This window comes from Methylobacterium sp. Gmos1, assembly GCF_053764715.1.
Window position 1 is genome coordinate 1 of the sequence record NZ_JBSNCC010000017.1, and the last position, 18,362, is coordinate 18,362.

At 70.7% G+C, this 18,362-nt stretch carries 17 protein-coding genes and 1 pseudogene; 16 read left to right on the plus strand and 2 right to left on the minus strand.

Features of this window, described 5'->3' with window-relative positions; genetic code table 11:
* Positions 1-871: pseudogene (locus ACS5PV_RS24985) on the minus strand (hypothetical protein); the annotation flags it as partial.
* Between the two features lie 256 nt (positions 872-1,127).
* On the opposite strand from ACS5PV_RS24985, the gene flgB reads away from it, so the two are divergent.
* The 10 genes from flgB to recA all read left to right on the plus strand — a co-directional run bounded on the left by flgB (position 1,128) and on the right by recA (position 9,293).
* Complete coding sequence (gene flgB / locus ACS5PV_RS24990; protein ID WP_455398050.1) at positions 1,128-1,532, plus strand: flagellar basal body rod protein FlgB; 405 nt, start codon at positions 1,128-1,130, stop codon at positions 1,530-1,532.
* An 82-nt stretch (positions 1,533-1,614) separates the two neighbouring features.
* A complete protein-coding gene (flgC, locus tag ACS5PV_RS24995) occupies positions 1,615-2,025 on the plus strand; it encodes a flagellar basal body rod protein FlgC (RefSeq protein WP_455398051.1) in 411 nt (136 codons plus the stop codon).
* Positions 2,026-2,027: 2 nt separating this feature from the next.
* On the plus strand, positions 2,028-2,333 hold the full coding sequence (gene fliE, locus ACS5PV_RS25000) for a flagellar hook-basal body complex protein FliE (protein WP_455398052.1): 306 nt from the start codon (positions 2,028-2,030) through the stop codon (positions 2,331-2,333).
* Between the two features lie 16 nt (positions 2,334-2,349).
* A complete protein-coding gene (gene fliQ / locus ACS5PV_RS25005) occupies positions 2,350-2,616 on the plus strand; it encodes a flagellar biosynthesis protein FliQ (RefSeq protein WP_093566543.1) in 267 nt (88 codons plus the stop codon).
* 68 nt (positions 2,617-2,684) lie between these two features.
* Positions 2,685-3,458, plus strand: a complete 774-nt coding sequence (fliR, locus tag ACS5PV_RS25010) for a flagellar biosynthetic protein FliR (protein ID WP_455398053.1) — start codon at positions 2,685-2,687, stop codon at positions 3,456-3,458.
* A 4-nt stretch (positions 3,459-3,462) separates the two neighbouring features.
* Positions 3,463-4,527, plus strand: coding sequence for a flagellar biosynthesis protein FlhB (gene flhB / locus ACS5PV_RS25015; RefSeq protein WP_455398054.1), 1,065 nt, complete (start codon positions 3,463-3,465; stop codon positions 4,525-4,527).
* Between the two features lie 174 nt (positions 4,528-4,701).
* The gene (cckA, locus tag ACS5PV_RS25020) at positions 4,702-7,296 is read left to right on the plus strand and encodes a cell cycle histidine kinase CckA (protein WP_455398055.1); all 2,595 of its coding nucleotides are present in this window, start codon (positions 4,702-4,704) and stop codon (positions 7,294-7,296) included.
* A 73-nt stretch (positions 7,297-7,369) separates the two neighbouring features.
* The gene (locus tag ACS5PV_RS25025) at positions 7,370-7,612 is read left to right on the plus strand and encodes a hypothetical protein (RefSeq protein ID WP_455398056.1); all 243 of its coding nucleotides are present in this window, start codon (positions 7,370-7,372) and stop codon (positions 7,610-7,612) included.
* A 20-nt stretch (positions 7,613-7,632) separates the two neighbouring features.
* Positions 7,633-8,079 carry a PIN domain-containing protein gene (locus tag ACS5PV_RS25030; protein ID WP_455398057.1) on the plus strand — a complete coding sequence of 149 codons (447 nt, stop codon included), beginning with the start codon at positions 7,633-7,635 and terminating at the stop codon, positions 8,077-8,079.
* A 122-nt stretch (positions 8,080-8,201) separates the two neighbouring features.
* Positions 8,202-9,293: a recombinase RecA gene (recA, locus tag ACS5PV_RS25035; RefSeq protein WP_455398058.1), complete on the plus strand. Its 1,092-nt coding sequence runs from the start codon at positions 8,202-8,204 to the stop codon at positions 9,291-9,293.
* A gap of 64 nt (positions 9,294-9,357) precedes the next feature.
* Here recA and ACS5PV_RS25040 read toward each other — a convergent pair whose 3' ends face one another.
* Complete coding sequence (locus ACS5PV_RS25040) at positions 9,358-9,771, minus strand: MAPEG family protein (protein ID WP_455398059.1); 414 nt, start codon at positions 9,769-9,771, stop codon at positions 9,358-9,360.
* A 186-nt stretch (positions 9,772-9,957) separates the two neighbouring features.
* On the opposite strand from ACS5PV_RS25040, the gene alaS reads away from it, so the two are divergent.
* The 6 genes from alaS to ACS5PV_RS25070 all read left to right on the plus strand — a co-directional run bounded on the left by alaS (position 9,958) and on the right by ACS5PV_RS25070 (position 18,322).
* The gene (gene alaS / locus ACS5PV_RS25045; protein WP_455398060.1) at positions 9,958-12,621 is read left to right on the plus strand and encodes an alanine--tRNA ligase; all 2,664 of its coding nucleotides are present in this window, start codon (positions 9,958-9,960) and stop codon (positions 12,619-12,621) included.
* Positions 12,622-13,056: 435 nt separating this feature from the next.
* The gene (gene rfbC / locus ACS5PV_RS25050) at positions 13,057-13,611 is read left to right on the plus strand and encodes a dTDP-4-dehydrorhamnose 3,5-epimerase (protein WP_455398061.1); all 555 of its coding nucleotides are present in this window, start codon (positions 13,057-13,059) and stop codon (positions 13,609-13,611) included.
* 108 nt (positions 13,612-13,719) lie between these two features.
* Positions 13,720-14,772, plus strand: coding sequence for a dTDP-glucose 4,6-dehydratase (gene rfbB, locus ACS5PV_RS25055; RefSeq protein ID WP_455398062.1), 1,053 nt, complete (start codon positions 13,720-13,722; stop codon positions 14,770-14,772).
* A 4-nt stretch (positions 14,773-14,776) separates the two neighbouring features.
* On the plus strand, positions 14,777-15,676 hold the full coding sequence (rfbD, locus tag ACS5PV_RS25060; RefSeq protein WP_455398063.1) for a dTDP-4-dehydrorhamnose reductase: 900 nt from the start codon (positions 14,777-14,779) through the stop codon (positions 15,674-15,676).
* A 13-nt stretch (positions 15,677-15,689) separates the two neighbouring features.
* Positions 15,690-16,580: a glucose-1-phosphate thymidylyltransferase RfbA gene (gene rfbA / locus ACS5PV_RS25065; RefSeq protein WP_455398064.1), complete on the plus strand. Its 891-nt coding sequence runs from the start codon at positions 15,690-15,692 to the stop codon at positions 16,578-16,580.
* 209 nt (positions 16,581-16,789) lie between these two features.
* Entirely contained in the window at positions 16,790-18,322 is a 1,533-nt protein-coding gene (locus ACS5PV_RS25070) for an acyl-CoA carboxylase subunit beta (protein WP_455398065.1), read from the plus strand.
* Positions 18,323-18,362: the final 40 nt, after the last annotated feature.

Below are 18,362 nucleotides of genomic sequence, written 5' to 3' on the forward strand. Positions count from 1 at the left end.
CGGGCGCGGGCGCGGGCGCGGGCGCGGGCGGCGCGGCGACCGGCTCGGGCGGCAGGCTCGCCGCCGGGGCGGCGGGGCGGGCCGGCGCCACCGCCGAGGAGGGACGGCGCAGGGCCTCCTCCAGCTGGCGGGCCATGTCGTTGAGGATCGCCGCGTCGACGTTGCGCGGCTCGACCCCGCGGGTGCCGGCCGGGGCGGGCACCGGTTCGGGCAGCAGCGCCGGCTCCGGCATCGGAGGGGGAACCGGGACCATCGGCGGCACCGGGGCGACGAAGGGGGGCGCCTCGGAGACGGGCGGGACCTCGAGCGGCGGCGGCGCCTGGCGGGCGGCGCGCAGGCTCGGCGGCTCGACCCGGCGCGAGGCGTTGAAGCGCGAGGCCGGCCGCACCGGCTCGGGCCCGAGATCCGGGACCCGGTCGTCCGGCCGCGGGCCTGCCGCGAAGGCGGGCACCCGCTCGGGCTCTGACATCGACGGGCGCGGCAGCTCCGGCTCGGGGAAGGGCGGCGGCAGCGGCGCCGGCTCTGTGCCGGCGGGCAGGGGCAGCGGGGCCTCGGCCTCCGGCTCCCCGCGGTCGGCGAGTTCGGCTGAGACCCGGGCGGAGCCGGTCCGCACGATGTTGCGCTCGACCACCACGTCGTTGGGGCCGCCCACCAGCAGCAGGTGCTCGATGTTGTCGCGCCGCAACAGGATCAGCTGGCGCTGCCGGTCCAGCTCGTAGATGTCGACGATGCCGAGCCGCGGCTGCCGGCTGCGGCTGGTCCCGCCGTTGCCCCCCAGGGTCAGGCGCCCCCTGGCGAACCGTTTCGCCCCGAGGGCGAACAGGCTGAGGAGCACGACCATGATCAGGAAGACGATCAGGTAGGAGAGCAAGGGAGAACCGTCCGTCCCGAGGATCGAGGAGAGCAAAGCGTGGTCTCTCAGATGAGGCGCACGCGGGGTACGCCGACGATGGGTAGCCTTCTAGCACGGCATCGGCCGGCCTGCGCAGGGGACGTTTACATATCGTTAACAGCTTTGAGCGGCGTTGCGGACCAGCCGCGCGGGACGCGCGGACTGCGATCGTCTTAACCAGGTTTTAACCATGCGCTAGGCAGATTGTGCCGGTCGAAACCCGGAAGGCCCGCCCGTGTCGGTCACCGATCTCCCCCTCGTCGCGATGTTGCGCAACCGGATGCAGTGGCAGCAGACGCGCCAGAAGGTCCTGGCGGAGAACGTCGCCAATGCCGACACGCCAGGCTTCCGGGCCCGCGAGCTCAAGGCGCCGCGCTTCCGTCCCGACGGCAGCCTCGCCGCCGCCGGCCTGCCGGGGGTCGGCATGGAGCGCACCAGCGGCCTGCACCTCGCCGGCACCGGCCAGGCCGCCCCGGCCGAGGAGCGGACCGGCACGCGCTTCGAGATGATGCCGAGCGGCAACGCGGTGAGCCTCGAGGACGAGATGCTGAAGGCCGCCGACAACCAGGGCGACTACCAGCTCGCCAGCCTCCTCTACCGCAAGAGCCTGCAGAGCCTGCGCACCGCGGTCGGAAAGTAAGGTCTCCCGCAGCCGTCGTCGCCGGCCCGCCGCGACCGGCATTCTCCCCGTTCCGTCGTCAGCCCGACCCGAGGTGGGTTCCATGGATTTCAACAAGGCGATCGGCATCGCGGCCTCCGGGCTCAAGGTCCAGTCGGGCCGGATGCGGGTGATCTCGGAGAACATCGCCAACGCGGATTCGGCGCCGACCAGCGCCGCCGCCGAGCCCTACCGGCGCAAGATCCCGACCTTCACCAACCACGTCGACCGCGAGCTCGACGCCTCGGTGGTCGATCTCGGGCGTGTGCGCCGCGACCAGAGCCCGTTCCGCTCCAAGCAGGACCCGGGCAACCCCGCCGCCGACGCCAACGGCTCGGTGCGGATGCCCAACGTCAACGTCCTCGTCGAGACCGTCGACATGCGCGAGGCCCAGCGCTCCTACGAGGCGAACCTCAACATGGTCACGCTCACCAACCGGATGGTGTCGCGCACCATCGACATCCTGAAGGCCTGACCATGCCCACCAACGCTTTCGCCGCCGGCGCCTACGCGGCGATCCAGAACATGGCGCGCACCCCCGCCTCCGGCGTCGCCGGCGCCGGGGAGGGCGGCTTCACCCAGCTCCTGTCCTCCGCCCTCGACGGGGTGGCGGAATCCGGCAAGCGCGCCGACGAGCAGGCCATGGCCGTCGCCGCCGGCAAGGCCAACGTCGTCGACGTGGTGACCGCGGTGGCCGAGAGCGAGACCGCGCTCCAGACCCTGGTGGCGGTGCGCGACCGGGTGATCTCGGCCTACGAGGACATCATGCGGATGCAGATTTAAGGATTCGTCTCCGCCGATGACCGGCCTCGCCATCCTCGACGTCGCGCGCGACGGCATCGTCACCTTCCTGAAGGTCGCCGGCCCCCCGATGGTCGTCGCCCTGGTGGTCGGCCTGGCGGTGTCGCTGTTCCAGGCCCTGACGCAGATCCAGGAGCAGACCCTGATCTACGTGCCCAAGATCGTCGCGGTGCTCGCCGCGATGATGCTGATGCTGCCCTTCATGGGCGACGCGCTCGCCGGCTACATGACCCGGATCGCCGCGCGGATCGCCACGGGGGGGTGAGCCGGGGTGTCAACTCCGCGGCGCGGATCGAGTAGGCTCCCGAATCGCTTCTTCCGGCCTGTCCAGACGTGAACCTCCTCCTGCCCGGCCTCGCCTCGGCCTACCTCCTCACCTTCGCGCGGGTCGGCACGTTGGTGATGCTGATGCCGGGCATCGGCGAGGCGATGGTCAGCCCGCGCCTGCGCCTCGCCTTCGCGGTGCTGCTCTCCCTGGTGCTGTTCCCGGTCGCCCGCCCGCTCCTGCCGGGGGGCGCGGGGCCCGAGCCGGGCGGCGCCGGCACGGCGCTGATCGGCGTGCTGATCGGCGAGATCGCGGTCGGGCTGGTGCTGGGCCTGAGCGTGCGGGCGGTGATCGCCGCGCTCCAGACCGCCGGCACCATCATCGCCCAGCAGCTCGGCCTCGCCTACGCGATGACGGTCGACCCCTCCGTCGGCAACCAGCAGGCGACGCTCGGCAGTTTCCTGAGCCTGCTCGGCCTTACCCTGGTCCTCGCCGCCGACCTGCACCACCTGGCGCTCGCCGGCATCCGCGATTCCTACGCCTTGATGCCGCCGGTCGGCGTGCCGGCCACCGGCGACGCCGCCACATTCGCGGTGCAGGCGGTGGCCCGCGGCTTCACCCTCGCGGTGCAGATCTCGGCGCCGTTCATCGCCTTCGGCATCCTGTTCAACCTCGGCCTCGGGGTGCTCTCGCGCCTGATGCCGCAGATGCAGGTGTTCTTCGTCGCCACCCCGGCGGCGATCCTGATCGGCATGCTGGTCTTCCTGGCCACGATCGGGGTGATCATGGGGGTGTTCGTCGACGATCTCGGCCGCTTCCTGGCCGATCTCGGGAGGGCGTGAGGGCATGTCGGAGCAGGCCGACCAGGAAGACCGCACCGAAGACCCGACCCAGCGACGCCTCGACGACGCGATCAAGCGCGGCGACGTCGCCACGAGCCAGGAGGTCAACACCTTCCTGATGTTCGGCGCCTTCACGCTGGTGCTGATGATCGCCGCCGCGCCCCTCGCCCGCGGCCTGCTCGCCGACCTGCGCGGCCTCTTGGCCCATCTGCACGAGGTGCCGTCCGACCCCGCCGGCTACCTCGCCTTCGGCCGCCGGGCCCTCGTCGCCGGGCTCCTGGCCCTGGCGGTGCCCGTGGGGGCGGTGGCGGCCGCCGGCCTCGTCGGCGGCCTGTTCCAGCATCCCCTGGTCTGGACCACCGAGACCCTCGCGCCGAAATGGTCCCGCGTCTCGCCGATGGCCGGCGCCAAGCGCCTGTTCGGCCCCGAGGCGTGGTTCCAGTTCGGCAAGGGCATCGTCAAGATCCTGCTCGTCGGCGTCGCCGCCGGCTTCGTCCTGTGGGGCGACCGCGACCGGCTCGAGGCCTTCGCGCAGCTCGAGCCGCAGGGGGTGCTCCAGGCCACCCTGGCGCTCTGCCTGCGGCTGATGGGCGCGGTGCTGGCGGCCTACGTCGTCGTCACCCTCGGCGACGCCCTCTACCAGCGCTTCCGCTGGCGGGCGCGCCTGCGGATGTCGAAGCAGGAACTCAAGGAGGAGATGAAGGAGCAGGACGGCAACCCCGAGGTGAAGGGGCGCCTGCGCCAGATCCGCATGCAGCGGGTCAAGAAGCGCATGATGGCGGCGGTGCCGAAGGCCAGCGTGATCGTCACCAACCCGACCCACTACGCGGTGGCCTTGCGCTACGAGGCCGGCATGGCCGCGCCGGTCTGCGTCGCCAAGGGCGTCGACGCGCTGGCGCTGCGCATCCGCGAGGTCGCCCGCGAGCACGGCGTGCCGGTGGTCGAGAACCCGCCGCTCGCGCGCGCGCTCCACGCCACCGTCGAGATCGACGCCGCGGTGCCCCCTGAGCATTACCGCGCCGTCGCCGAGGTGATCGGCTACGTGCTGCGCCTGCGCCGCCGCCACTGAATGCGCCGCGGGAGTGTCGCGCGGGGCACTGATTCGGCGGATCCGGCGCGTGAACGAACCGGGTTCATTCCACGGAAACGCCGTGCCTGCTAGGGAACGCGGGAGAACCGGCCGACGGGCCGTGACGGGATCGGGGTTCGGACCGTGCCGGCCCCTGGGGAGTGTCGAGGCGACATGCCGGAGTTGAGCCCATCCGCGGCGGAGGCCGCCCTCGACCGCTCCGAGCGGCCCGGCCGGGTCAGCCTGCTCCTGCTGCTCGCCGGCCTGCTCGTCGGCGCGGCGGTGGGCCTGAGCTTCGTCGCCAACGAGCAGGCGCAGCCGATCATCCTCGGCCTGCTCGCGCTGCTCGCCATGGCGGGCGTGTTCTGCCTGTTCGCCTTCGCCATCGGGGCGATCCAGCTCACCGGCCAGGGCACCCGCAACGACGTCACCAAGGCGGTGGTCGACGCCGCCCCCGACGGCATGATCGCCATGGAGGAGGGCGGCCGGCCGATCTACGCCAACGCCGCCTACCTCAAGCTCGCCGGCAGCGACACCTTCACCAACCTGCGCCCCGTCGAGCGGGTCTTCGTCGGCTCGCCGGAGGTGTCGGAGGCGGTCTACCGCCTGGCGCAGGCCGCGCGCGAGGGCCGCTCGCTGTCGGAGGAGATCCGCATGGCGCCCCCGCCGGGCGGGGCGGCGGAGCGCGACTTCGCGTGGTTCCGCATCGGCGTGCGGCCGCTGCCGCTGCCGCGCCGGCCGGTCTCCCTGTGGAGCGTCGCCGACATCACCCACGAGCGCGAGCGCCAGGAGAACGTCTTCCAGGAGCTCCAGCACGCGATCGACTACCTCGACCACGCGCCCGCGGGCTTCATGGCGGTCGATCCCAAGGGCTCGGTCGTCTACATGAACGCGACGCTCGCCGCTTGGCTCGGCCACGACCTCGCCCAGGTCGGCTCGGGCGGATTGCGCCTGTCCGAGATCCTGCCCGACGATCTCGGGCCGGTGTTGATCGGCGGCAACGGCCAGCCCGGCGAGGTCCGCACCGACCGCTTCGACCTGGATTTGCGCCGGCGCAACGGCCACCCGCTCTCGGCCCGGCTCTACCACCGCGTCGCCTACGGCCAGGACGGACGGCCGGGCGATTCGCGCACCCTCGTGCTCAACCGCTCGGCCGGCGAGGAGAGCGACGATCCCCAGCAGGCCGCCGAGCTGCGCTTCGACCGGTTCTTCAACACCAGCCCGGTCGCCGTCGCGACGCTCGCCGCCGACGGGCGGCTCGTGCGCGCCAACGCCTCCTTCGCGCGCCTGTTCGGCACCCTGCCGCGCACCGGCGACGGCTCGGAGGCCGGTCCGCCGGTGCGCGACTTCATCGTCGAGCGCGACCGCCACATCGTCGATGCCGCGGCGCGCGCGGCTGCGGAAGGCCGCGGCGACGTGCCGCCGGTCGAGATCGGGGTCTCGGCGCCGGTCAACCGCTCGGCCCGGATCTGGCTCAGCCCCGCCGGCACGGCGGGCGGCGCGGAAGGGGCGGTGATCCTCTACGCGCTCGACACCACGGCCCAGCACCAGCTCCAGCAGCAGGTCAACCAGGCCCAGAAGATGGAGATGGTCGGCCAGCTCGCCGGCGGCATCGCCCACGACTTCAACAACGTGCTCCAGGCGATCATCGGCTACTCGGATCTCCTGCTGGCGAGCCACCGGCCGACCGATCCGGCCTTCCAGGACATCATGCAGATCAAGCAGAACGCCAACCGGGCCGCGAGCCTGGTGCGGCAGCTGCTGGCCTTCTCGCGCCGCCAGACCCTGCGGCCGGAGGTGATCCATCTCGGCGAGGCGCTCTCCGACCTCACCCTGCTCCTGAAGCGCCTACTCGGCGAGCGGGTCGAGCTCGACCTCAAGCACGGCCGCGACCTCTGGCCGGTCAAGGCCGACGTCAACCAGTTCGAGCAGGTTATCGTGAACCTCGCGGTCAACGCCCGCGACGCGATGCCCGACGGCGGGCGCCTCCTGATCCGCACCGCCAACATGAATGCGGAGGCCGTCGGTGCCTTGCGCCTCAACGGCCTGCCGGGCGCCGACCACGTCCTCATCGAGGTCAGCGACACCGGCACCGGCATGACCCCGGAGGTGATGGAAAAAATCTTCGAGCCGTTCTTCACCACGAAGGAGGTCAACAAGGGCACGGGCCTCGGCCTCTCGACGGTGTTCGGCATCGTCAAGCAGTCCGGCGGCTACATCGACGTGCGCTCGACGGTGGGCCAGGGCACGGTCTTCGCCATCTACCTGCCGCGCCACGTGCCGGTGCCGGAGGTCGAAGCGCCCGAGGCGCCGGCGGAGATCGCGCCGCCCGTCGCAGGAGGCCAGCCCGTCGCGGCCGCGCCGGCGGAGCCCGCCAAGGCGCCCGCCCGCGACCTCACCGGCCACGGCACGATCCTGCTCGTCGAGGACGAGGACCCGGTCCGCGCCGTCAACGGCCGGGCGCTGACCGCGAAGGGCTACACCGTTCTCGAGGCGGCCTCGGGCCTCGAGGCTCTGCAGATCATGCAGGAGCGCGACGTGCCGGTCGACCTCGTCGTCTCCGACGTGGTGATGCCCGAGATGGACGGCCCGACCCTGCTGCGCGAACTCCGCAAGGCCCACCCGAACCTGAAGGTGATCTTCGTCTCCGGCTACGCCGAGGACGCCTTCCGCAAGAACCTGCCCGACGGCGAGGAGTTCAACTTCCTGCCCAAGCCCTTCAGCCTGAAGCAGCTCGTCGAGACGGTGAAGACCACGATGGCGGGGTGAGGGCACGCGGATCGCATCCTTGTGGCCGCCGCCCGCCTGGCTTACATCCATGTATGTAACCGAGGAGGTGGCCATGAAGAGCGCGATCAGCATGCGCGAACTCCAGAAGATGTCGGCCGGCGCGATCCAGGCCCTGCCGCACGCGGTGCCGATCAAGAACGGCACCCAGACCGTCGGCATCCTGTTGCCGCTCCATCGCGTGTCTCCGGACTACATGCGCAAGGTGCTGGCCGACATCGATGCGGCGGCGGCACGGCGGACGCCGGAGGAGAATGCCGTGATCGACCGGTTGCTCGCCGAGCGCGGCGCCGAGTGACGATCTGATCGATCGTCTCCGTGAGAGCGCCCCGTCCTCCCTCTCCGATCATCGTCGTCGATACCAACATCATCCTGAGCGTCGCCCTGGGGCGACGATCCCGGCCCGCATTCGAGATCATCCGGGCGCGGAGAGAACTCGTCACATCGGCCCGATCCGTCGAAGAGGTTCTGGGCGTGCTCCACGACCTGAAGGGAGTGCGCGAGACGATGACAGCGCAGACGGAAGCGATCCTGCGCGATCTCGCGGTCGTCGAGGCGGCGGCCTATGCCAAATATTCGCCCGAGGCCGCCCACGTGCTCTCCCACGCCGTCGCCTCCCGCAACGGCTCGACGAGCGACGCCCACGTTCTCGCCTGCGCGTGGCTGCTCGATGCCGACATCTGGAGCCACGACCGCGACTTCGCCGGAACCGGCTGGCCGTCCTGGTCGAACGCCAACCTGCTGCGCGCCCTCGACGGCCCCTGACCCGCCCGCGATCCCCCTGTGAATTCCCCGCCCGCCCTTGCCGAATGAGAACAAAACAGGTACATAAAACCCAGCCGCGCGATTGAGACTTAGCGCCCCTCCTGCCATAAGGACCCGCCGAGATGGCTCAGCCCCAGATGCGACTGGTGGAAAACCCGACCATGGACAAAGACAAGTCGAAGGCGATCGACGCCGCCCTCGCCCAGATCGAGCGCGCCTTCGGCAAGGGCTCGATCATGCGGCTCGGCAAGGGCGACAAGGTGCAGGAGGTCGAGGTCGTCTCGACCGGCTCGCTCGGCCTCGACATCGCGCTCGGCGTCGGCGGCCTGCCGCGCGGGCGCGTGATCGAGATCTACGGCCCGGAATCCTCCGGCAAGACCACGCTCGCCCTCCACACCATCGCCGAGGCCCAGAAGAAGGGCGGCGTCTGCGCCTTCGTGGATGCCGAGCACGCCCTCGATCCGGTCTACGCCCGCAAGCTCGGCGTGAACCTCGACGACCTGCTGATATCGCAGCCCGATACCGGCGAGCAGGCCCTCGAGATCACCGACACCCTGGTGCGCTCCGGCGCCATCGACGTGCTGGTGGTCGATTCGGTGGCGGCGCTGACCCCGCGGGCCGAGATCGAGGGCGAGATGGGCGACCAGCAGCCGGGCCTCCAGGCCCGCCTGATGAGCCAGGCCCTGCGCAAGCTCACCGGCTCGATCTCGCGCTCGAACTGCATGGTCATCTTCATCAACCAGATCCGGATGAAGATCGGCGTGATGTACGGCAGCCCCGAGACCACCACCGGCGGCAACGCGCTGAAGTTCTACGCCTCGGTGCGCCTCGACATCCGGCGCATCTCGACCCTCAAGGACCGCGACCAGCCGATCGGCAACAGCGTCCGGGTCAAGGTGGTCAAGAACAAGGTGGCGCCGCCGTTCAAGCAGGTCGAGTTCGACATCATGTTCGGCGAGGGCGTGTCGAAGGTCGGCGAGCTGATCGACCTCGGCGTCAAGGCCGGCATCGTCGAGAAGTCGGGCGCCTGGTTCTCCTACGACAGCCAGCGCCTCGGCCAGGGTCGCGAGAACTCGAAGGGCTTCCTGCGCGACAACCCCGATATCGCCAATCGGATCGAGGCCTCGATCCGGCAGAATTCGGGGCTCGTCGCCGACAAGATCCTGGAGAACGCGACGCCGACGGCGGACGACCTCGACGAGGGGTCGGCCTGATCCGACGGATCGGTTCTGATCGTTCCAAGGGCCGCCGCGCAACGAGCGCGGCGGCCCTTCTTCGTTACGGCGCTCCAGGCCCGGCCCAGCCGAACAGCCCGGCGAACACGAAGCCGATGCCGACCATCGCCACGCCCCAGACGAGGGTGCGGATCCACGGGATGCCGAAGCCGTAGATCGGCAGGTAGAGGAGCCGGGCCCAGAAGTAGAGCTCGGCACCCCAGGCCACCGCGCCGCCCTGCCGTCCCGAGACCGCCGCGGCGAGCACCAGGGCGGCGAAGAGCGGGAAGGTCTCGAAGAAATTGGCCGAGGCCCGCTTCAGCCGGGCGGCGGCGCCGGTCACCTCGCCCTCGCTCTCGCGGTTGCCCGCCGCCCAGGCGAGCCCGCCGCGCTGGGACAGCCCGGCGGTCGAGGCCGCCATGACGTGGGCGAGGCCCAAGGCGGCCGAGAAGGCGAGGAGGCGGAGTTCTTCGGTCATCGGGGCTCGGATCCTGGCGGGCGGGGAACGGCCGCGCTCGCCCGCCGTCACATAGCGGCGCCGCCCTGCCTCGACACGGGGGGAGCGCGTGACTAAAGACACGCGGATGCATCCGCGGGCCGCCCGTGGTGCGCCCCGTTTCCCAACTCGCCCGCCCCGGCCCGCCTTCCGCAGAGACGATTCCCCATGAGTGGCGTCAACGAGATCCGGTCCACCTTCCTGGACTACTTCGCCAAGCACGGCCACGAAGCGGTGCCGTCCTCGCCGCTGGTGCCGCGCAACGACCCGACGTTGATGTTCACCAACGCCGGCATGGTGCAGTTCAAGAACGTCTTCACCGGCGTCGAGAAGCGACCCTACAACCGCGCCGTCACCGCCCAGAAATGCGTCCGCGCCGGCGGCAAGCACAACGATCTCGACAATGTCGGGTACACGGCGCGCCACCACACCTTCTTCGAGATGCTGGGTAATTTCTCGTTCGGCGACTATTTCAAGCCGCTGGCGATCGAGCTTGCCTGGAACCTTGTCACCAAGGAATTCGGGCTCTCGCCCGAGAAGCTGCTCGTCACCGTCTACGCCGACGACGAGGATGCCGCCACCCTGTGGCGCAAGATCGCCGGCTTCTCCGACGACCGCATCATCCGCATCGGTACCTCCGACAATTTCTGGCAGATGGGCGACACCGGCCCCTGCGGGCCGTGCTCGGAGATCTTCATCGACCAGGGCCCGGAGCTGTGGGGCGGCCCGCCCGGCAGCCCGGAGGAGGACGGCGACCGCTTCCTCGAGTTCTGGAACCTCGTGTTCATGCAGTACGAGCAGATCGAGCCGGGCAACCGGGTCGGCCTGCCGCGGCCCTCGATCGATACCGGCATGGGCCTCGAGCGCATGGCGGCGATCCTCCAGGGCGTGAAGAGCAACTACGACACGGATCTGTTCCGCAGCCTGATCGACGCCGTGGCGCACCAGGTCGGCCGCGCGCCCGAGGGCAAGGAGACCGCTTCCTACCGGGTGATCGCCGACCACCTGCGCGCCTCGTCCTTCCTCGTCGCCGACGGGGTGCTGCCGAGCAACGAGGGCCGCGGCTACGTGCTGCGCCGGATCATGCGGCGGGCGATGCGCCACGCCCAGCTCCTCGGCGCCCGCGACCCGATGATGTTCCGCCTCGTGCCGACGCTGGTGCGCGAGATGGGCCAGGCCTACCCGGAGCTCGCCCGGGCCGAGAGCCTGATCGCCGAGACCCTGCGGCTGGAGGAGACCCGCTTCCGCCGCACGCTGGAGCGCGGCCTGTCGATCCTCGACGCCGAGACCCGCGACCTCTCGGAAGGGCAGAGCCTGTCGGGCGAGACGGCCTTCACCCTCTACGACACCTACGGTTTCCCCCTCGACCTGACCCAGGACGCGCTCAAGTCCCGCGGCATCGCCGTCGACACCGAGGGCTTCTCGGCCGCGATGGAGCGCCAGCGCAAAGCGGCCCGCGCGGCGTGGTCGGGCTCCGGCGAGGCCGCCACCGAGACCCTGTGGTACGGCTTGCGCGAGCGCACCGGCGCCACCGAGTTCCTCGGCTACGACACGGAGGGAGCCGAGGCCGTGGTCACCGCGCTCGTGCGCGGCGGTGCCGAAGTCGAGGCGATCCAGGCCGGCGAGGAAGGGCTCCTCGTCGTCACGCAAACGCCCTTCTACGCCGAGTCCGGCGGCCAGGTCGGCGATACCGGCACGGTGACCGGCCCGGGTCTCAAGGCACGCGTCACGGCGACCGAGAAGAAGCTCGGCGACCTCTTCGTCCACCACGTCGCGGTGGAGGAGGGGAGCCTGACCCTCGGCCAGCCGGTCGAGCTGAAGGTCGATCACGCCCGCCGCTCGGCGATCCGTGCCAACCACTCCGCCACCCACCTGCTGCACGAGGCCCTGCGCCAGGTGCTCGGCGACCACGTCGCCCAGAAGGGCTCGCTCGTCGCGCCCGAGCGCCTGCGCTTTGACATCAGCCACCCGAAGCCGATCGAGGCCGAGGAGCTGGCCCGCGTCGAGGAGATCGCCAACCGGGTGCTGCTCCAGAACGAGCCGGTGGTGACGAAGCTGATGGCGGTCGACGACGCCATCGCGTCAGGCGCCCGCGCGCTGTTCGGCGAGAAGTACGGCGAGGAGGTCCGGGTGGTCTCGATGGGCCGCGACGAGGCCGCCGACGGCCGGCCCAAGACCTTCTCGGTCGAGCTGTGCGGCGGCACCCATGTCGGGCGCACCGGCGATATCGGCCTGGTGACGGTGCTGGCCGAGAGCGCGGTCGGCGCCGGCGTGCGCCGGATCGAGGCGATGACGGGCGATGCCGCCCGTCGCCACCTCGCCGGCGAGAGCCGCCAGCTCGCCGCGCTCGCGGGCCTGCTCAAGGTGCCGGTCGCCGAGGCGACCGAGCGCCTCGCCGGCCTCCTCGACGAGCGCCGCCGGATGGAGCGCGAACTCTCGGACGCGCGCCGCAAGCTCGCCATGGGCGGGGGCGGCAGCGGGGGCGAGGACGCTCTCCGGGAGGTCGCCGGCACCAAGCTGATGGCACGCGTCGTGCAGGGGGTCGAGATGCGCGACCTCAAGAGCCTGGCGGACGAGGGCAAGAAGCGGCTCGGCTCCGGGATCGTCGCGATCGTCGGCGTGGCGCCGGACGGCAAGGCCGGCCTCGTCGTCGGCGTGACCGAGGACCTGACCGGCCGGTTCGACGCGGTCGCCCTCGTGCGGGCGGGCTCGGAGCGGCTCGGCGGCAAGGGCGGCGGCGGGCGCCGCGACATGGCCCAGGCCGGCGGTCCCGACGGGGCCGCGGCCGAGGCCGCCCTGGAGGCGATCACGGCGGCCCTCGCGGCGGCATGAGACGAGCGACGCCGCGCGGGTGGCCGTTGGCCGACATCGAAGCGTCACGCATGATGCTCTAGAGCCACAGGCCGAGCTTGCGTGCGGCGCAACTGCCGGTACCGCGGCCGGGTGAAATCGCCTGGCCGTGTATCGCTTCGTCGATCGGGCGGCTCGCCCGCATCAATGCAAATATTGCGGCGATGATCCCGCAATCGCACTCCGCCGAGAACCGGTCCTGGGCACGGCGCGCCGGCCGGGGTGCGGTGCCGCCTCTTGCGGCCGGTCTCGGCCAACGGCGTCCGGTCAATCGCTGACCTTGCTCCTCTCGCATCGGCAAAGTAGAGGCTGGGGGACTTGAACTCCCGGCAGGGCCGACCGACGCGGTTGTGCCATGATTGCGGGGCATGAGCCCCGGCATTCGCCAGGCCGCGCGATTTCGGAAGGTTGGCAGAAATGCAGGTCATCGATCAGGCGATCCCGGCGGTGAAGCTCGTGATCCCGAAGCGGCATGGCGATGCGCGCGGCTGGTTCTCGGAGACCTACCGGGCCGACGTCCTGGCCGCCCACGGCATCGACGACCACTTCATCCAGGACAACCAATCCTTCTCGGCGCAACAGGGCACCGTCCGCGGCCTGCACTTCCAGCGCCGTCCCTTCGCCCAGGCCAAGCTGGTCCGGGCCCTCTCGGGCGCGATCCTCGACGTCGTGGTCGACCTGCGCCGGGACGCGGCCACCTACGGCCGGCACGTCGCCGTCCGCCTCGACGCCGAGAACGGCCACCAGCTCTACGTGCCGGTCGGCTTCGGCCACGGCTTCTGCACCCTCGAGCCGGACACGATGGTGGCCTACAAGGTCGCCGGCGGCCTCTACAGCCCCGAGCACGACGGCGCCGTGCTCTGGAACGATCCCGCCCTCGGCATCGACTGGCCGGTGAGCGAGGCCGAGGCCCAGCTCTCGGCCAAGGACAAGGCCGCGCCGCGCCTCGGGGATCTGCCGCCGCCGTTCTGAGGACCCCGCCGCTCCCGCGGCGGTCGATCAATCGTCCAGGAGGCGAGCCGATCCGCCTCGTTTATCCGCTCGGCCGAGCGATACCCTTTTCAGGAGTTCACCCACCCCATGCGCATCCTCGTCACGGGCGGCTGCGGCTTCATCGGATCGGCCCTGGTCCTCCACCTCGTCCAGGACCTCGGCCACGAGGTTCTCACCCTCGACGCGCTGACCTACGCGGCGAACCCGATCTCGCTGATGCCGCTCAAGGGCGACCACCGGCACCGCTTCGCGCAAGCCGACATCTGCGACCACGACAAGGTCTCCGGCCTGTTCTCCGAGTTCCGTCCGCAGGCCGTGATGCATCTCGCCGCCGAGAGCCACGTCGACCGCTCGATCACCGGGCCGGGCGCCTTCATCCGCACCAACGTCGTCGGCACCCAGGTCATGCTGGAGGCAGCCCGCGCCTACTACGGCACGCTTCAAGGGCCTGAGCGCGACGCCTTCCGCTTCCTCCACGTCTCGACCGACGAGGTCTACGGCTCGTTGCCCCCGGGCGGCTTCTTCACCGAGGACAGCCGCTACGACCCGCGCTCGCCCTACTCGGCCTCGAAGGCGGCCTCCGACCACCTGGCGCGGGCCTGGCACGAGACCTACGGCCTGCCGGTGCTGGTGACGAACTGCTCGAACAATTACGGGCCGCGGCACTTCCCCGAGAAGCTGATCCCGCTGATGATCCTCAACGCGCTCGAGGGCAGGAACCTGCCGGTCTACGGCGACGGCCAGAACGAGCGCGACTGGATCCACGTCGAGGACCACGCCCGCGGCCTCGTCGCGGTGCTGGAGAAGGGCCGCGTCGGCGAGACCTACCTGCTCGGCGGCCGCTCGGTGCGCAACAACCTCGACGTGGTCAGGACGCTGTGCGCGATCTTCGATCGGCTGCGCCCCGAGGCCGGCCCGCACGAGCGCCTGATCCAGTTCGTCACCGACCGGCCCGGCCACGACCGGCGCTACGCCATCGACCCGGGCAAGGCGGAGGCCGAGGTGGGCTACACGCCCTCCCGCACCTTCGAGCAGGCGCTCGAGGACACCGTGCGCTGGTACCTCGACAACGAGGCGTGGTGGCGCCCGATCCGCGAGGGCCGCTACTCCGGCGAGCGCCTCGGCCTGAGCGCGGAGTGAGACGATGACGCGCGAGATCCTGGTTCTCGGCGGCGGCGGCCAGGTCGGCACCGAGTTGCAGCGGGGATCCTGGGGCGAGGGCGTGGCGATCCACGCTCCGGCCCGGGCGGCGCTGGACATCACCGACGAGGCCGCGGTCGCCCGCGCCGTCGCCGCGCGTCCCTACGCGGCGGTGATCAACACCGCCGCCTACACGGCGGTCGACAAGGCCGAGAGCGACGTGGCGGCCGCCTGGCGGCTCAACGCGCTCAGCGCCGCCTACCTCGCGGCCGAGACCGCCAGGGCCGGCATCCCGCTGGTCCACGTCTCGACCGACTACGTCTTCGACGGCTCGGGGACCGGCGCCTACCCCGCCGACGCGCCGGTCAATCCGGTGAGCATCTACGGCGCCAGCAAGGCCGCCGGCGAGATGGCGGTGCGCACCGGCAACCCGCGCCACGCGGTGGTGCGCACGGCCTGGGTGGTGAGCCCGCACCGGGCGAACTTCGTCAAGACGATGCTGCGGCTCGGGGCCGAGCGCGACAAGCTGACGGTGGTCGACGACCAGCGCGGCTGCCCGACCTCGGCCGGCGACCTGGCGGCGGCCCTGGTGGCGATCGCCCTGCGCTTCGCCGACGATCCGTCCGCGCCCGCCGGCACCTATCACTGCGTCAATGCCGGGGCGACGACCTGGTACGACTTCGCCCGCGCCATCATGGCGGGGGCGGCGGCCCGCGGCGCCCGCGCGGTGCCGGTCGAGCCGATCCCCAGCACGGCGTTCAAGACCCCGGTCACCCGGCCGGCGAATTCCGAGCTCTCGACGGAGACGCTGACCGCGGCCTTCGGCCTTGCGCCGCGGCCGTGGCAGGCCGCCCTCGACGAGATCCTGGACCAGCTGATCGGTCGGCCTGCGACGCGACCTTGAGGAGTATCATACCATGAAGGGCATCGTGCTCGCCGGGGGATCCGGCACGCGGTTGCACCCGGCGACGCTGGCGATCAACAAGCAGCTGCTGCCTGTCTACGACAAGCCGATGATCTACTACCCGATCTCGGTGCTGATGCTGGCCGGCATCCGCGACATCCTGCTGATCTCATCGCCGGAGCATATCGACAACTACAAGCGCCTGTTCGGCACCGGCGAGCAGTTCGGCATTGCGATCTCGTACGCGCTGCAGCCGAAGCCCGAGGGTCTGGCCCAGGCCTTCATCATCGGCCGCGAGTTCGTCGGCGACGATTCTGTCGCGCTGGTGCTGGGCGACAACCTGTTCTTCGGCGCCGGCATGCGCCAGCTCCTGGCCAAGGCCCGCGCCCGTGAGACCGGCGCCACGGTCTTCGCCTACCACGTCGACCAGCCGGAGGCCTACGGCGTCGTCACCCTCGACAAGGACGGCCGCGCCACCAAGCTCGTCGAGAAGCCGAAGAACCCGGAATCGCCCTGGGCGGTGACCGGCCTGTACTTCTACGACAACCAGGTTCTCGACATCGCCGCCGCCGTGAAGCCCTCGCCCCGCGGGGAACTCGAGATCACCGACGTCAACCAGGCCTATCTCGACCGCGGCCAGCTCCACGTCGAATGCATGTCGCGCGGCTACGCCTGGCTCGATACCGGCACCCACGACAACCTGCTGGAAGCCGGCGAGTTCGTCCGCGTCATCCAGCACCGCCAGGGCATGCAGGTCGCGTGCCTGGAGGAGATCGCCTACCTCCAGGGCTTCATCACCCGCGAGCAGGTGGTGGCCCGCGGCCAGCTCTTCGCCAAGACCAACTACGGCCAGAGCCTGCTGCGCCTGGCCCGCGAGCAGGATCCGGGTCAGTCGCTGCTCTGACTCGCGCCGTCGATCCTCGGAAACGAGGGCCGCGCCGTCCCCGCGAGGGGAAGGCGCGGCCCTTCCCGTTTCATCCCCGGCCCTCGCGCCGCGCCCGAAAAGACCGAGTTTTCGCGGCGCCCCGGCGCGTGCTAAGGCCGCTTCACGGCCAAGTCTCGGTCAAGCCTCCCGGCGGGCGCGCGACGGTTTTTGAGGAAACGGGCGACAGCATGAAGGACATCCTCGATCGGCTCGACCAGCGGCGCGCTCAGGCCCGGGTCGGCGGCGGCGAGAGCCGGGTGGCGGCGCAGCACAAGCGCGGCAAGCTCACCGCCCGCGAGCGCATCGAACTCCTCCTCGACACCGGGTCGTTCGAGGAGTTCGACATGTTCGTGCAGCACCGCTCGATCGATTTCGGGATGGAGAAGCAGAAGATCCCGGGCGACGGCGTCATCACCGGCTGGGGCACCATCAACGGCCGCGCCGTCTTCGTGTTCTCCAAGGACTTCACGGTCTTCGGCGGCTCGCTCTCCGAAGCGCACGCCCAGAAAATCATCAAGGTCCAGGACATGGCGCTGAAGATGCGCGCCCCGATCATCGGCATCTTCGATGCCGGCGGCGCCCGCATCCAGGAGGGCGTCGCCGCGCTCGGCGGCTACGGCGAGGTGTTCAAGCGCAACGTCACGGCGTCCGGCGTGATCCCGCAGATCTCGGTCATCATGGGGCCGTGCGCCGGCGGCGACGTCTACTCGCCGGCGATGACCGACTTCATCTTCATGGTGCGCGATACGAGCTACATGTTCGTGACCGGCCCGGACGTGGTCAAGACCGTGACCAACGAGGTGGTGACGGCCGAGGAACTGGGCGGCGCCAAGGTCCACACCTCGAAATCCTCGATCGCCGACGGCTCCTACGAGAACGACGTCGAGGCGCTGTTGCAGATCCGGCGCCTGATGGATTTCCTGCCCGCCAACAACCAGGCCGGCGTGCCCGAGATCGAGAGCTTCGACGATCCCTCCCGCCTCGACCGCAGCCTCGACACCCTGATCCCCGACAACCCGAACAAGCCCTACGACATGGGCGAGCTGATCCGCCGGGTGGTCGACGAGGGCGACTTCTTCGAGATCCAGGCGGCGTATGCCCGCAACATCATCACGGGCTTTGCCCGCATCGAGGGCCGCACCGTCGGCTTCGTCGCCAACCAGCCGATGGTGCTGGCCGGCGTGCTCGATTCGGACGCCTCGCGCAAGGCCGCCCGCTTCGTGCGCTTCTGCGACGCGTTCTCGATCCCGATCGTGACCTTCGTCGACGTGCCCGGCTTCCTGCCGGGCACCGCGCAGGAATACGGCGGCCTCATCAAGCACGGCGCGAAGCTCCTCTTCGCCTACAGCCAGGCGACGGTGCCGCTCGTCACCGTCATCACCCGCAAGGCCTTCGGCGGCGCCTACGACGTGATGGCCTCCAAGCACGTCGGCGGCGACGTGAACTACGCCTGGCCGACGGCCCAGATCGCCGTGATGGGCGCCAAGGGCGCGGTCGAGATCATCTTCCGCCAGGACCTCGGCGACCCGGAGAAGATCGCGGCACGCACCGCCGAGTACGAGGAGCGCTTCATGTCGCCCTTCGTCGCCGCCGAGCGCGGCTACATCGACGAGGTGATCATGCCGCACTCGACCCGCCGGCGCATCGCTCGGGCCCTCGCCATGCTGCGCACCAAGGAGAGCGAGCAGCCCTGGAAGAAGCACGACAACATCCCGCTGTAACGAAGACGGGCGGCGGAGCCCGGCTCCGCCGCCCTCGTCC

Coding starts and splice junctions, on each gene's coding strand:
- flgC (WP_455398051.1), top strand. CDS start 1,615: ATGGATTTCAACAAGGCGATCGGCATCGCGGCCTCCGGGCTCAAGGTC.
- fliE (WP_455398052.1), top strand. CDS start 2,028: ATGCCCACCAACGCTTTCGCCGCCGGCGCCTACGCGGCGATCCAGAAC.
- fliQ (WP_093566543.1), top strand. CDS start 2,350: ATGACCGGCCTCGCCATCCTCGACGTCGCGCGCGACGGCATCGTCACC.
- flhB (WP_455398054.1), top strand. CDS start 3,463: ATGTCGGAGCAGGCCGACCAGGAAGACCGCACCGAAGACCCGACCCAG.
- cckA (WP_455398055.1), top strand. CDS start 4,702: ATGCCGGAGTTGAGCCCATCCGCGGCGGAGGCCGCCCTCGACCGCTCC.
- ACS5PV_RS25025 (WP_455398056.1), top strand. CDS start 7,370: ATGAAGAGCGCGATCAGCATGCGCGAACTCCAGAAGATGTCGGCCGGC.
- recA (WP_455398058.1), top strand. CDS start 8,202: ATGGCTCAGCCCCAGATGCGACTGGTGGAAAACCCGACCATGGACAAA.
- ACS5PV_RS25040 (WP_455398059.1), bottom strand. CDS start 9,771: ATGACCGAAGAACTCCGCCTCCTCGCCTTCTCGGCCGCCTTGGGCCTC.
- alaS (WP_455398060.1), top strand. CDS start 9,958: ATGAGTGGCGTCAACGAGATCCGGTCCACCTTCCTGGACTACTTCGCC.
- rfbC (WP_455398061.1), top strand. CDS start 13,057: ATGCAGGTCATCGATCAGGCGATCCCGGCGGTGAAGCTCGTGATCCCG.
- rfbB (WP_455398062.1), top strand. CDS start 13,720: ATGCGCATCCTCGTCACGGGCGGCTGCGGCTTCATCGGATCGGCCCTG.
- rfbD (WP_455398063.1), top strand. CDS start 14,777: ATGACGCGCGAGATCCTGGTTCTCGGCGGCGGCGGCCAGGTCGGCACC.
- rfbA (WP_455398064.1), top strand. CDS start 15,690: ATGAAGGGCATCGTGCTCGCCGGGGGATCCGGCACGCGGTTGCACCCG.
- ACS5PV_RS25070 (WP_455398065.1), top strand. CDS start 16,790: ATGAAGGACATCCTCGATCGGCTCGACCAGCGGCGCGCTCAGGCCCGG.